13 protein-coding genes are annotated in these 12,828 nt (G+C 67.4%); 4 read left to right on the forward strand and 9 right to left on the reverse strand.

Going from position 1 to position 12,828, the window contains the following annotated elements; genetic code table 11:
• Nucleotides 1-2: 2 nt before the first annotated feature.
• The 6 genes from H556_RS0104690 to H556_RS0104715 form a co-directional block, all read right to left on the reverse strand.
• The gene (locus tag H556_RS0104690) at nt 3-284 is read right to left on the reverse strand and encodes a hypothetical protein (RefSeq protein WP_024353335.1); all 282 of its coding nucleotides are present in this window, start codon (nt 282-284) and stop codon (nt 3-5) included.
• Nucleotides 281-607: an NAD(P) transhydrogenase subunit alpha part 2 gene (locus tag H556_RS0104695; protein WP_024353336.1), complete on the reverse strand. Its 327-nt coding sequence runs from the start codon at nt 605-607 to the stop codon at nt 281-283. Before H556_RS0104695 ends, H556_RS0104690 begins: the two co-directional genes overlap by 4 nt.
• Nucleotides 607-1,740 (reverse strand): Re/Si-specific NAD(P)(+) transhydrogenase subunit alpha, encoded by a 1,134-nt coding sequence (locus H556_RS0104700; RefSeq protein ID WP_024353337.1) that lies wholly within the window; start codon nt 1,738-1,740, stop codon nt 607-609. The genes H556_RS0104695 and H556_RS0104700 overlap by 1 nt, the downstream gene beginning before the upstream one ends.
• A 220-nt stretch (nt 1,741-1,960) precedes the next feature.
• On the reverse strand, nt 1,961-2,206 hold the full coding sequence (locus H556_RS0104705; RefSeq protein WP_024353338.1) for an aa3-type cytochrome c oxidase subunit IV: 246 nt from the start codon (nt 2,204-2,206) through the stop codon (nt 1,961-1,963).
• 86 nt (nt 2,207-2,292) lie between these two features.
• Nucleotides 2,293-3,642 carry a serine hydrolase domain-containing protein gene (locus H556_RS0104710; protein ID WP_024353339.1) on the reverse strand — a complete coding sequence of 450 codons (1,350 nt, stop codon included), beginning with the start codon at nt 3,640-3,642 and terminating at the stop codon, nt 2,293-2,295.
• Nucleotides 3,643-3,702: 60 nt separating this feature from the next.
• A complete protein-coding gene (locus H556_RS0104715) occupies nt 3,703-5,493 on the reverse strand; it encodes a M3 family oligoendopeptidase (RefSeq protein WP_024353340.1) in 1,791 nt (596 codons plus the stop codon).
• Between the two features lie 124 nt (nt 5,494-5,617).
• Here H556_RS0104715 and H556_RS0104720 point away from each other — a divergent pair, with 124 nt between their 5' ends.
• The 3 genes from H556_RS0104720 (at nt 5,618) to H556_RS0104730 (ending at nt 9,751) form a co-directional block, all read left to right on the forward strand.
• Complete coding sequence (locus H556_RS0104720; protein ID WP_024353341.1) at nt 5,618-7,414, forward strand: DUF4153 domain-containing protein; 1,797 nt, start codon at nt 5,618-5,620, stop codon at nt 7,412-7,414.
• 115 nt (nt 7,415-7,529) lie between these two features.
• On the forward strand, nt 7,530-8,999 hold the full coding sequence (locus tag H556_RS0104725; RefSeq protein ID WP_024353342.1) for a sigma-54-dependent transcriptional regulator: 1,470 nt from the start codon (nt 7,530-7,532) through the stop codon (nt 8,997-8,999).
• Between the two features lie 89 nt (nt 9,000-9,088).
• Nucleotides 9,089-9,751, forward strand: coding sequence for a hypothetical protein (locus tag H556_RS0104730; RefSeq protein ID WP_024353343.1), 663 nt, complete (start codon nt 9,089-9,091; stop codon nt 9,749-9,751).
• Nucleotides 9,752-9,870: 119 nt separating this feature from the next.
• On the opposite strand, the gene H556_RS0104735 is transcribed toward H556_RS0104730, so the two are convergent.
• From H556_RS0104735 to ykgO, 3 genes are all read right to left on the reverse strand, one after another.
• Entirely contained in the window at nt 9,871-10,170 is a 300-nt protein-coding gene (locus tag H556_RS0104735) for a hypothetical protein (RefSeq protein ID WP_024353344.1), read from the reverse strand.
• A gap of 230 nt (nt 10,171-10,400) precedes the next feature.
• Nucleotides 10,401-10,673, reverse strand: coding sequence for a nucleoid-associated protein GapR (gapR, locus tag H556_RS0104740; protein ID WP_024353345.1), 273 nt, complete (start codon nt 10,671-10,673; stop codon nt 10,401-10,403).
• Between the two features lie 265 nt (nt 10,674-10,938).
• Complete coding sequence (gene ykgO / locus H556_RS0104745; RefSeq protein WP_003165750.1) at nt 10,939-11,064, reverse strand: type B 50S ribosomal protein L36; 126 nt, start codon at nt 11,062-11,064, stop codon at nt 10,939-10,941.
• Between the two features lie 357 nt (nt 11,065-11,421).
• On the opposite strand from ykgO, the gene H556_RS0104750 reads away from it, so the two are divergent.
• Entirely contained in the window at nt 11,422-12,708 is a 1,287-nt protein-coding gene (locus H556_RS0104750) for a lytic murein transglycosylase (protein WP_024353346.1), read from the forward strand.
• The last annotated feature ends 120 nt before the right edge of the window (nt 12,709-12,828 follow it).

Raw genomic sequence — 12,828 nt, forward strand, 5'->3', positions numbered from 1 at the left:
GATTAGCGTTTGACGGACTGAGTGCGCGACAGACGCCACAGCGCCGCCGCAATGAAAAGAGGGCCCAGCAACATCATCGCCCAGTCGAAGACCGTCATCTCCCGGTCCTGAATTATGATGCGCGTCAGCACGGCGGCGAACACCATGACCACGCCGCAGTCCTGGAACCGCAGCCGCCCGATGGGATCCTTGATCCGCACCCAGCTGACGATCCACAGCGCCACGCCCAGACCAGTGACGGCCCAGGAAGCGTAAAACGCCAACAGATAGGGGGACAAGCTCACGAGGCCTTGGGCCTTTCCTTCTTCTTGTACATGGCCAGCATCCGGCGCGTGACCATGAAGCCGCCGAAGATGTTGACGCTGGCCAGGGTCACGGCGGCCACGCCCGCCCCCTTGGCGATCCAGGCGTTCGGCCCGCCCGCCTGCGCGCTCATCGCAGCCGCCGCGATCAGGCCGCCGACGATGATGACGCTGGAAATAGCGTTGGTCACGGCCATCAGCGGCGTATGCAAGGCCGGCGTCACGCTCCAGACGACATAGTAGCCGACGAAGATCGACAGGACGAAGATCGCCAGACGAAAGACGGTGGGATCGACGTGTTCCATCAGCCTCTCACTCCTTCATGCACCACAGCGCCGCCGTGGGTGACGACTGCGGCCTTGAGGATTTCCTCATCCAGATCGACCGCCAGGACGCCGTCCTTGATCATCAACCCCAGAAAGGCGACCAGATTGCGGGCGTAAAGGGCGCTGGCGTCCGCCGCGATGCGGCCGGGCATGTTGCTCCAGCCGACGATTTTCACGCCGTTGGCCGTGGTCACCACCTCGTTCGGTTTCGAGCCTTCGACATTGCCGCCCGCCTCGACCGCCAGATCGACGATGACCGAGCCCGGCTTCATCGAGGCGACATGCGCCGCCGTCACCAGCTTCGGCGCCGGGCGACCGGGGATCAGGGCCGTGGTGATCACCACGTCCTGCTTGACGATATGGGCGGCGGTCAGATCGGCCTGCTTGGCCTGATACTCGGCCGACATGGCCTTGGCGTAGCCGCCTGCCGTCTCGGCCGCCTTGAACTCTTCGTCCTCGACGGCGACGAATTTGGCGCCCAGGCTCTCGACCTGCTCCTTGGCGGCGGGGCGCACGTCAGTGGCCGTGACGACCGCGCCCAGACGCCGCGCCGTGGCGATGGCCTGAAGTCCCGCGACCCCCGCCCCCATGACGAAGGTCTTGGCGGCGGCCACCGTCCCGGCGGCCGTCATCATCATGGGAAAGCCCTTGCCATAGGCGTAGGCCGCCTCGATCACCGCCCGGTATCCGGCCAGATTGGCCTGGGACGACAGCACGTCCATGACCTGAGCGCGCGTGATGCGCGGCACGAACTCCATGGCGAAGGCGGTGGCGTTGGCGCCCCTCAACGCCTCGACCGTCGCCTTGTCGCGCCAGGCGTCCAGCAGGCTGACGACCACCGCGCCGGGCTTCAGGGCGCTGATCTCCGACGCCGTGGGTCCGCGCACCTTCAGCAGAACGTCCGCCCCGGCCAGAGCCGCCGACAAATCCGGCTTCACGCTGGCGCCCGCTTCGGCGTAGTCGGTATCGGTCAGGGAAGAGCCAAGGCCCGTCCCGGCCTCGACGCTGACCGTCGCGCCAAGCGCAATCAGCTTCTTCACCGTCTCCGGCGTTACGGCGCAGCGCGTTTCGCCTTCACGGCGTTCGCGGGTCACGGCGATGGCGACAGCCAAGCGAATCCCTCCCACTCCCCAGGGTCGAACCGACGTTAGGCCGAAGCCGAAGCGGGCGTCAAAGGCGCACCTGCGTCAACGGGCGATTTTCTTGCCGACTTGACCAGTCGCCTGCCCCACGGCGCAAATTTCAACCAAAGACCCAACCCTGACGCGCAAACAAAAGGCCCGCCGGACGCGCCGACGGGCCTTTCAATCACATCAGTCCGAAAGACCGGGCTTAATGGGCCTTTTTGGTCTTCAGCATGAAGAAGCCGATAACCGACACCACCACCGAGGCGATGAAGGCTGGCACGAAGCCGGCGCCGACGCCGAACCACACCGTCAGGAACAGGATCACCACCGCCGTGGCCAGCGAGACCCACTTGGTCAGCCCCAGGAACAGAGCCCAGGTCCAGGCCTGTTCCGAGATGTTCATTTCCCCGTGGACGTGGGGGGCGGTCGCTTCAGCGTGCTGGTCGGCCATGGGGTCTTCCAAAAAAAGAGTCGAGATTTCGACGGCTCTTATAGCGAGGCCTGCGCGCGGCTCAAGTCCGTGGGCCCGAACCGGCTTTAGTCGAGGCTTTCCAGCACCGCTCGGGCGAAGGCGGCGACGTCGAACGGCTTGCCCGCGGGGTCTTCGCCGCGCCTCACGATGACGATGTCGCGGCTGGGCGCGATCACTACATACTGGCCCCGATTGCCGAAGGCGGCGAAGGTATCAGACGGCACGCCTTCGGAGCGGTTCATCAGCCAGAAGGTCGCGCCATAGCCGAAGTCGCCCGTCGGCGGCTGCGGGCCGGTCGGCGCCGTGACGTAATCGCGCCAGCCCTGCGGCAGGAGACGACGCCCCTCCCACACTCCGCCCTGCAGATACAGCTGGCCGAAGCGGGCCAGATCGCGCGCCGTGGTCCAGACCTGGCTCGACAGGATGTAGTTCCCGCGCCAGTCCGTCTCGGCCCAGGTGTGGGTCATGCCCAGCGCATCAAACAGTTCGGCGGGCGGATGGGCGGCGAAGCCCGGGGCCGCCGCCAGGGTCGCCAGAAGCGTGTCGTTGTTGGCGTAGCGATAGACCGTCCCCACCGGCGCCAACAGCGGCCAGCCCGGCGCCTGCTCATCGACCGCCACCCCGCCGAAATAGAGGCCGTCAGTGCGGTTGCCCGCCGTGTCGCTGGTCAGACCCGAAGACATCCGCATCAGGGCGTCGAGCGTGATGGCCGCGCGCGGGTCGCCGGGCGTACGCCAGTTGGCGATGGCGGCGGGCGCCTTCACGTCCAGTTCGCCGCGCTGGACCGCAGCGCCGATGACGGTTCCGGCCAGGCTCTTGGCCACCGACCAGGTGCGCTGGGGCGTGTTCGGGCCGAAGTCGGCGGCATAGCGTTCCGCCACCCGCTTGCCGCCCTGCATCACCACCACGCCGGTCGTGTTGGTCCCCTCGCCGAAGCCCTGATCGAAGGCGCGGCCGACGGCAGCTTCCAGCGCGCGGGCGTTCCCCTTGGGCCGCGCGGTCGGCAGGTCGGGCGCCGAGGCCCGGCGCGCCAGCGGCGCCCGTTCAGGCGCGCCGCCCTGCACATAACCCATCGGCTCGATGACGCAGCCGCGCCCATCGGTCCAGGTCGCGACGCGCGCCGGAGCGGCTTGATCCCAGGCGACGGTGACGGCGTTCCCCGTCATCTCAGCCTTCATGTCGCCGACCAGCGACTGAAGCTCAGGATAGATGCCGACCAGTTCGTTCGCCTCGACGCTGGCGACCGTCCGCTCAGCCCCCGCCGCCCGCGCCGAATGGACGGCGCTGCAAACCGTCAGCGCCTTGTATCCCGCCGCCAGAGCGCGGTGATTGGCCGTAGCCTCAGTCTGGGCGGAAACCGTCGTCGGCAGGGCGAGAACGGCGGCGATAACAAGAACACGTGACGCGATTTTCATGCAGCCACGCTTCAACGCCGCACGCGCCCCTGTCAACGCATACCTGTCAACGCATAGTCGTCAGGCCAGCGCCTCGAACCGGTCGATCAGACCTTCCAGCCGCTTGGTCCCGATGGTCCAGAAGGCCGGGTCGCGCGGATTCAGGTCGAACGGCTTCAGCGCCTCGACATAGGTCCGCGCCCCGCCGCCCGACAGCAGTTCGCGATACAGCGGCGTGAAGCCCGCCGGATCCTTGGCCCGCGTCTCCATCAGCGCCGCGACCAGCAGGTCGCCGAACGCATAGGCGTAGACATAGAAGGGCGCATGGACGAAGTGGCTGACATAGGCCCACCAGTCCTCATAGCCGGTCAGGTCGACAGACGGGCCGAGACTGGCGCCCAGTTCCTCCATCCAGATGTCGCGGATGCGCTCGACCGGAACCTCGCCCGCCGTCCGCTCGTCGTGGAAGCGCGTCTCGAAGCGGTGGAAGGCGATCTGGCGCACCACCGTGTTCAGCCCGTCCTCGATCCGGCCCGCCAGCAGGGCGCGCTGCTCGTCCGGCGTCGCCTCGGCCAGCAGGCGGTCGAAAGTCAGCCCCTCGGCGAAGATCGACGCCGTCTCGGCCAGCGTCAGCGGCGTGTCGGCCAACAGCGACCCCTGCCCCGCCGCCAGCGTCTGATGCACGCCATGCCCCAGTTCGTGCGCCAGCGTCAGCACGTCGCGCCGCTCGCCCATCCAGTTCAGGAAGACATAGGGGTGCCGATCCGCCGTTACCGGGTGGGCGTAGGCGCCGGACTGCTTGCCTGCCCGCGCCCGTGCATCGATCCACGGCCGGTCGAAGAACCAGCCCGCCCGCTCGGCGAAGTCTCCGCCCAGATCCGCAAAGCTGGACAACACCACCTCGCGCCCGCCCGCCCAGTCATAGGCGCGCGACGCCGCCGCCTCGATCGGGGCGTTGCGGTCCCAGTGGGCCAGCCGATCCTTGCCCATCGCCCTGGCCTTCAGCGCGTAATAGCGGTGCGACAGGCGCGGATAAGCTTCGGCCACCGCCTCGGCCATGGCGTCCACGCTCTCGCCGTCGACCTCATTGCCCAGATGGCGGCTGTCGGCGGGGCGTTTAAAGCCGCGCTTGCGGTCTTCCAGCGCCTTCTCGGCGGCGACGGTGTTCAGCACCATGGCCATGGTCCGGGCGATGCCGGAAAAGGCCTTCGACAGGCCCTCGCCCGCCGCCTGACGCCGGGCGCCATCCGCATCGCTGAGACGGTTCAGGCCCTCGGCCAGAGTCAGTTCCTCATCCCCGACCGATGCGCGCAGCACGGCCAGGGTCTCGTCGAACAGGCGCGGCCACTGAGCCTGAATCGGTCCCCGCTCGGCGATGAAGGTCTCAAGTTCGGCCGACAATTCATGCGGCTTCATCGCACGCACCCGGCGCAGCCACGGGGCCCAGCGCGCGGCCGGAGCATGGGCGGTCAGCGCCGTCTCCACCGCCGCCTCGTCCAGCGCATTGATCTCCAGCGTCAGCCAGACGGTCGGGGTGGCGATGACCGTCAGCTTCTCGCGGACATCGGCCTCGAACGCTTGCGCTGCTGTATCCTCGCGGTTGGTGGAGGCGGCCAGGAAGGCGTAGGCGCCCAAGCCTCCCATCACGTCCGCCGCCTGTTCGTAAAGCCCGATCGCCTCGTCCAGCGCCCGGCCCAGCTCGGCGCCCGACAGCACGGCCAGCCGCCCCTGCCAGCCGTTCATCCTCTCCACCAGCGCCCTTGCACGCTCCAGATCGACGGCGACGCGCGGGTCTTCGCGCGAGGCGTAGAGGTCGGACAGGTCCCACAAGGGAGCGTCGGCGAATTCGGTCGGTTTGGCGGGCGCGTTCATGCCCTTGGTTGTGGGGAGGCAGCCGCCGTGATGCAAGCCGCTTCCCCCTCGCTTGAGGGGAGAGGGTGGACGCAGCGCCGTCTGTCGGTTCACCCTGCCTGCAAAGTTCAGGACAAAGCCCGACATGACCCACCCCGTCACCGACCTTACCGGCCGCGCCTCGCTGGACGGTGCGCGTGGGCTTGCCGCCATGCGTATCGGCATCGGTCTGGCGCAGGGCCTGATCCTCTATCTGCTCTATCGCTCGGCAGCGGACAGTGAGGCTCTGGCCTGGCCCGCGACCCAACCGCCGCTGTTCGCCGCCCTGGTTCTGGCGGCCCTGTTCGCGCCCGTGATGCTGCTGGCGGGCGTCGGGCGGATGGGGTGGAAGGCGCTGGCGCTGTGGGGCGCCGTGGCGGCGGCGGTGCTGGCGCTGATGGGCTGGCATGACGCGGCCCAGCAGACCAGGGACTATTTCCACCCGCCTTATCTGAACTTCCCGGTCCTGGCCTTCTCGGCGGCGGGCCTGTTCATCGCCCACCACCTGATCGTGCCCGCCGTCGCCGCGAGACGCTGGATCGCCGATTTCGACGACTATTTCGACACAGCTTGGAAGGCCGGGGTACAACTGGTGCTGTCGCTGGGCTTCACCGGCGCCTTCTGGCTGCTGCTGTTCCTGGGCGCGGCCCTGTTTCGCGTCATCGAACTCAGGTTCCTGGCCGACCTGATCGACGAGAAGTGGTTCTCCATCCCCGTCACCTGCCTGGTCTTCGCCGTGGCGGTGCAACTGACCGATGTGCGCGGCGGGCTGATCCGGGGCGTGCGGACGGTGGCGTTGATGCTGTTGTCGTGGCTGCTGCTCGTCATCACCGTCCTGGTGGCGGGCTTTCTGGCCGCCCTGCCGTTCACCGGGCTTGATGGATTGTGGAAGACGGGCAGCGCTACGGCCCTGGTGCTGTCGGCGGCCGCCGCTCTGATCGTGCTGATCAACACCGCCTATCAGGACGGACGCGAGGACAATCTGCCGCCGGTCGCCTTGCGCCTGGGCGCGCGGGTCGCCTCGGTGCTGCTGACGCCGCTGATCCTGATCGCCATCTGGGGCCTGAGCCTTCGCATCGGTCAGCATGGCCTGACGCCCGACCGCATCATCGCCTCGGCCTGCGCCCTCGTGGGCGTCATCTATGCCGCCGGATACGGCTGGGCGGCGCTGTCGCCGCTGTGGCGCAGGACCGCGTGGATGAAGCCGCTGGAGCGGACCAATGTTCTGGCCGCCGTCCTGACGGTGCTGGTCATCCTGGCCCTGTTCAGCCCCCTGGCCGACCCGGCGCGCCTGTCGGTCAATGATCAGATGGCGCGGCTTAAGCGGGGCGGCGTCAGCGCGGCCCGGTTCGACTACGCCTTCCTGCGTTATGATGCCGGCAAGGCCGGGCGCGCCGCCCTCGCCGAGCTGGCGAAATCGTCCGACGCGGAAGTCGCCCGTCACGCCAAGGCCGCGCAGGCCTCGACCTCGCGCTATGAGCTGACGGACACGACCACGCCCCCGCGCACGCCGACCATCGCCCCCTGGCCCGCGGACAGGCCTTTGCCCGCCGCCTTCCTGGCGCCGACAGCGCCCCCTGATCCGCGCTATGCCTGCAACAGCGACGACAACTGCCTCGCCGCTCAGCGCGACCTGAACGGCGACGGCCGCGATGAAATCCTGCTGGCGACCGCCTACAGGATCGCCCTGTTCGCTCAGGGCGCCGACGGCCGCTGGGTCCATCAGGGCGACTATCAGGTTCCGCATTGCCCCGGCCCCGGCGGGCGCGACCTGCGCGAGGCGCTCAAACATCCCGATCTGAAGACCGCCGCCTCACCCTGGCCCGATCTGAACATGGGCTACTTGACCGGTCGACTACAGCCGGAAACCGTCTGCCCAAAATCCGCCGTCGTTAACCCCTGACTCAGGTCTCCGAAACCCGATCTTCATTCCCTCCGTTCTAGGATTGTGTCGAAACGAGCCAGTCCCGAGCCAATGAGGACGGCCGTTCGATGGTGATGTTGAAGGGTGTGCTCAAATGGCCAAGACCATTCTGGTCGTCGACGATGATCCTACCCAGCGCCGCCTGCTGCAGGCGGTGCTGGAGCGTGAATCCTATGCAGTCGTCCATGCCGAATCCGGCGGCGAGGCCATTGATCGGCTGACCAAGGGCGGCGGCGCTGATGTCGTGCTGCTGGATCTGGTGATGCCGGGCCTGTCGGGTCTGGAAGCTCTGGCCGAACTGCGCACGGCGGGCGTGACCACGCCGGTCATCGTGCTGACGGCCAACGGCGGCATCGAGACGGTGGTCCGGGCCATGCAGGCCGGCGCTCAGGACTTCTTCGTCAAGCCGGTCGGGCCCGAGCGCCTGCTGGTGGGCGTTCGCAACGCCCTGCAGATGACCCAGTTGACCGCCGAGATCGGCCGCCTGAAGAAGCGGGCCACAGGCCGCTCTTCGTTTGACGACATGGTCGGCGACAGCGAGCCCATGCGTATGGTCAAGGCGCTGGGTCAGCGCGCGGCCAAATCCTCCATCCCCGTGCTGATCACCGGCGAGAGCGGCGTGGGTAAAGAGGTCATCGCCCGCGCCCTGCACGGCGCTTCGGACCGGGCGGGCAAGCCCTTCATCGCCGTCAACTGCGGCGCCCTGCCCGCCAATCTGGTCGAGTCCATCCTGTTCGGCCACGAGAAGGGCGCCTTCACCGGCGCGCATGAAAAGCACGCCGGCAAGTTCGTCGAGGCCAACGGCGGCACCCTGTTCCTGGACGAGATCGGGGAACTGCCGCTGGACATGCAGGTCAAGCTGCTGCGCGCGCTTCAGGAAGGCGAAGTCGATCCCGTCGGGGGCAAGCGTCCGGTCAAGGTCGACGTCCGCATCGTCTCGGCCACCAACCGCGACCCGGCCCAGCAGGTGAAGGAAGGCGCCTTCCGCGAAGACCTGTTCTATCGCCTGAACGTCTTCCCGATCGAGGCCCCGGCCCTGCGCGAACGGCGCGAGGACATCCCCGCCCTGGTCGACCATTTCATCGCCCGCTTCAACGTCGAGGAAGGCAAGCGCGTCACCGGCTGCTCGGCCGAGACCCTGGCCCTGCTTCAAGGTCATGACTGGCCCGGCAATGTCCGCCAGTTGGAGAACGCCGTCTATCGCGCCCTGGTGCTGGCCGATTCGCCCCTGCTTCAGCCGCACGACTTTCCGGCCATCTCCGGCGTCGCCGTGCCGCTGGACTCGATGACAGCCGCCCCTGTCGGAGAGACGACGTCCGAGCCGACGACAGCGGCGCCGTCGACCGACGACGACGGCCAGCACGACAGCCCGGTCCGCATCACCGATGAACGCGGGCATGTCCGCACTCTGGAAGAGATCGAGCGCGACCTGATCCAGCACGCCATCGAGGTCTATTCCGGCCACATGTCCGAGATCGCCCGTCGCCTGGGCATCGGCCGCTCCACCCTCTACCGCAAGGTCCGCGAACAGGGGCTTGAGGAGCAGGTCAGAGAAGCGGGCTGACCAAGCCCGTCTTTTCTATTTCAGGGTTTCAACAGGGCATTTTTCACGCCACACCACCCCTTCCTGTTTACGGAGGGGAGCCTTCCATCTTGTTACGTCCCGTTGTTATCGCCCTGAGCCTGGCGTCCTTCGCCGCCCTGACCGCTGCCTGCTCCAACGGCGAGGCGTCGGCCAAAGCTGAAGCCGCCCCTTCCGCCGCGACCAAGATCGCCCTGCCGCCCGAGTGCGAGAATCACCCCCTGCTGGCCGCCATGCCGACGGCCCAGACCATCGCCGGCAAGCCGCTGACCGAGGTAGAGTGCCAGGCCTTCTCCGTCGCGATGACCTATGGCGAACCGGGAACCAGCGCCAAGATTGTTCTGATCGACGCCAAGGCGCCGATTCCCGAGGACGCCGGCGCGCTGGGAGGTCTGCTCGCTACCGCCCAGAAGACGGCCTATGAGAGCGTCTCTCGCGGCGTCATCATGACCAAAGGCGTACGCGAAGCCGCCCTCACCTCCCCGACCGCCGTCGCCTCCGTCGGCGGCGAAAACTACCTTTCTGTCGTGATGGACGGCCCGACGGGCGAACCTGCCGTCATCAGCGTCGAGCCCAAGGACGCCGACGGCCGCGTCGGCGCCCTGATGAGCGTGCTCAAGGGCCGCTACGCCCTGAGCATCGGCATCGAACAGGACGACCTGTCCGGCGCAGACGCAGCGCGCGCGGCCTATCAGCCCTATTTCAACGCCATGCGCCTGAGCGCCCTGCCTTAAATCCTGCCGTCACCCTCGGGCCTGGCCTGAGGGTGACGAAGCCCCTCGCCGTCCTCCCGGAAGGGACCCATCCCCTATCCGGCGCCGCATCAAACGCCTGCGCCTGCGGCGGTTCCGGCTCAAGACCGGGAGGACGCTGGAGGCCGCTTCCGCCTCGCGGGTTTCTCGCCTTTGGCCTTGGCGGTGATCTCTTTCAGTTTGCGCCCCTGCATGGCCGACAGCGGCTGACCCGGCGCGCCCTTTTCCGGATCGGCGAAGGCGCGGCCGTGTTCGCGAATCCGCTCCCCGACCGAATCGAGAAACTCGCCCTCCCAGTCGGACAGGGAAACGCCCGCCTTCTCAGCCGAGCGGCGGGCGCATTTCAGGGCGTGGAGCGCCGAGCGCTTGGCCGCCTCGCGCTGTTGATCCCAAGGGCTCAACAGCTTGGTTTTAAGGGCGCTGCCGTCCTTCGGACTACTTGAGCGGGTTTTAGTGGCGCTACCGTCCTTCGGACTACTTGAGCGCAGTTTAGAAGCGCTACCGTCCTTCGGGCTACTTGAGCGCGAGAAGCCGCTGGAGCGCAGCTTGCTCGAGTGGCCGCCCTTCAGGCTGCTGGAGCGTGAAGGGCCGTTGGAGGGCTTGAAGGGCGTGCGCTTCAGGCCCGCCTCCCTCAGATCTCGCCGAGGGCCGACAGATAGAGGTCTAGGATCGCTTCTTCTTCCTGACGCTTGGCCTTGTCCTGCTTGCGCAGGCGCAGAACCTTGCGCAGCACCTTGACGTCATAGCCTTCGCCCTTGGCCTCGGCGAAGACCTCCTTCATGTCGCCCATGACGGCCTGCTTGTCCTCTTCGAGGCGCTCCAGGCGCTCGATGATGGAGCGCAGACGGCCCTGGGCCGTGGCGGTCAGGACGTCGGGGCTGGCGTCGAAGGAAGCGTCGTCCATGACTGAACTCCAGAACTCATAAACAGGCTGCGCCCTCAAACAGGCCAAGGGCCGTTAGGGCAAGAAGAAACCACGCGCTCAAGCAGGCCGAAGGCCGTTAGGGCGACTAAGTAAAGAATCACTAATCACGCGCAGGCGCAGGGCTCAACGCCGGACGCGAAAAAGCCGCGGACAACGCCCGCGGCCCTGTGGATAGTCATCCCATCCACCGACGATCGGCGCGCGCCTCGCCTTCAGCAGGCAGGGCGCGCCGGATCGCGCCTGATCAGCCTTGCTTGGCTTTGAAGCGCGGGTCGGTCTTGTTGATGACGTACAGAACGCCCTTGCGACGAACGATCTTGCAGTCGCGGTGGCGACCCTTCAGCGATTTCAGCGAGCTACGGACCTTCATGGTCGGACGTCCCGGATTTGGAGGCCCGTGAGGGCGGGTAAAACAAAAGAGCCGCGGGCGAACCTGCGGCGGAGGCGGTCGTATAGAGAGGCCTTGGCCTTTCGTCAACATTCCGCGCGGGAAATCCGCTGGAGGCCTGGCCTCCGAGTCGAACGGAGGGTCTTCGGACATGCACGTCCGACGCGTCGCCCCTCCGCCACCAGGCCGTGCTCAGGGAACGACGCAATGTAAATTCCACTCCCTTAACCGCCTACTGCCGAAAAGGGTTAACGGCGCCTTCACCCTTATCACGGAAACTGATCCTGCCTTCGCGCGCTTGTGATTGGTCGTGGAATTCGGGGGCGTTAGCCTGTGCTCATGCGTATCGCTTATCGTCTTCTTTTGCTCGGGTCGGTCGCCGCCTGCACCCCCATGGTTCCCACGCCGCCGCAGCCCCAGCCTGCGCCGCCGCCCGTGGTCGAGCCTGCGCCCGCGACGCCTGCCCCCACGCCTCCCCCCGCCCAGACTGATCTGAGCGAGGCCTATGACCACGCCAGCTTCGACGCCTGGAAACAGAGCTTCCTGGAACGCCACGGCGGCGCGCATAAATGGGAATACGCCCGAGAACTGGAGGGCGTGACGCCCAACCCCAGCGTCGTGCGTCTGGACCGTAACCAGCCCGAATTCTCCCGCCCCGCCGGGGTCTACATCCAGAACGCCACCACCCCGGCGCGAATCGCCATGGCCCGCCAGCGCGTCGACCGCGTGCCGTGGGACGTGACCCAGAAATACGGCGTGCCGACCGAAATCCTGCTGGGCGTCTGGGCCCAGGAAAGCGCCTTCGGTCAGGTTCAGGGCGACTTCGACGTCATCCGCTCGCTGGCGACCCTGGCCTATGACGGCCGCCGTCGCGCCTGGGCCGAAGAGCAACTGAAGCACGCCCTGGACATCGTCGTCTCGGGCAAGCGCGACCGCGCGGGCCTGAAAGGCAGTTGGGCCGGGGCGATGGGCCAGACCCAGTTCATGCCCGACAACTATCTGAAGCTGGGCGTCGATCAGAACGGCGACGGCAAGGTCGACATCTGGGGTTCGGACGCCGACGCCCTGGCCTCGGCGGCGAATCTGCTGGCTCAGGCGGGCTGGAAGCGCGGTCAGGGCTGGGCCTATGAGGTCACCCTGCCCTCCAACTTCGATTACAGTCAGGCCGAAGGGCCGAAACACCCCTGGTCCTATTGGGTCGCGCGCGGCGTGCGGCTGGCCGACGGCTCCTCCCCCAACAGCGCCGAGGCGGCCGAGGGTTCCGCTATCCTGCTGCCGCAGGGCGCCAAGGGGCCCGCCTTCCTGGCCCTTCCGAACCACTATGTGATCCGCCGCTACAACAACTCGGTCAGCTATGCGCTGGCCATCGGCATGATCGCCGACGGGGTGGCGGGCAAGCCGGCGCTCAAGGCCTCCTGGCCCAACGACGGCCCCCTGACGCGGGATCAGAGAATCGGCGCCCAGCAGGCCCTGACGAGCATGGGCTTCGACACGCAAGGCGTCGACGGCGTCATCGGCTCCAACACCCGCGCCGCCCTGCGCCGCTGGCAACAGGCCAACGGGCGGACGGCGGACGGATACCTGACCGACGTGTTGGCGGATGAGTTGATCAGAAGAGCGCGCTGAGTCTCTCCCTCCCCTTCATGGGGAGGGTGGCTGAGGCGAAGCCGAAGTCGGGTGGGGGCGACGAGGCTATTTCAGCGCCGAGCCTAGCATCACCTGGCCCTCCCCACCCGGTCGCTGCGC

Origin of the sequence: Brevundimonas naejangsanensis DSM 23858 (assembly GCF_000421705.1) — a bacterium.
Taxonomy (GTDB): Bacteria; Pseudomonadota; Alphaproteobacteria; order Caulobacterales; family Caulobacteraceae; genus Brevundimonas; species Brevundimonas naejangsanensis.

Bases quoted from the DNA above. Each gene is read 5' to 3' on its own strand.
- H556_RS0104720 (WP_024353341.1), top strand. From the start codon at position 5,618: ATGACCCACCCCGTCACCGACCTTACCGGCCGCGCCTCGCTGGACGGT.
- H556_RS0104705 (WP_024353338.1), bottom strand. From the start codon at position 2,206: ATGGCCGACCAGCACGCTGAAGCGACCGCCCCCCACGTCCACGGGGAA.
- H556_RS0104715 (WP_024353340.1), bottom strand. From the start codon at position 5,493: ATGAACGCGCCCGCCAAACCGACCGAATTCGCCGACGCTCCCTTGTGG.
- H556_RS0104750 (WP_024353346.1), top strand. From the start codon at position 11,422: ATGCGTATCGCTTATCGTCTTCTTTTGCTCGGGTCGGTCGCCGCCTGC.
- gapR (WP_024353345.1), bottom strand. From the start codon at position 10,673: ATGGACGACGCTTCCTTCGACGCCAGCCCCGACGTCCTGACCGCCACG.
- H556_RS0104725 (WP_024353342.1), top strand. From the start codon at position 7,530: ATGGCCAAGACCATTCTGGTCGTCGACGATGATCCTACCCAGCGCCGC.
- H556_RS0104710 (WP_024353339.1), bottom strand. From the start codon at position 3,642: ATGAAAATCGCGTCACGTGTTCTTGTTATCGCCGCCGTTCTCGCCCTG.
- ykgO (WP_003165750.1), bottom strand. From the start codon at position 11,064: ATGAAGGTCCGTAGCTCGCTGAAATCGCTGAAGGGTCGCCACCGCGAC.
- H556_RS0104695 (WP_024353336.1), bottom strand. From the start codon at position 607: ATGGAACACGTCGATCCCACCGTCTTTCGTCTGGCGATCTTCGTCCTG.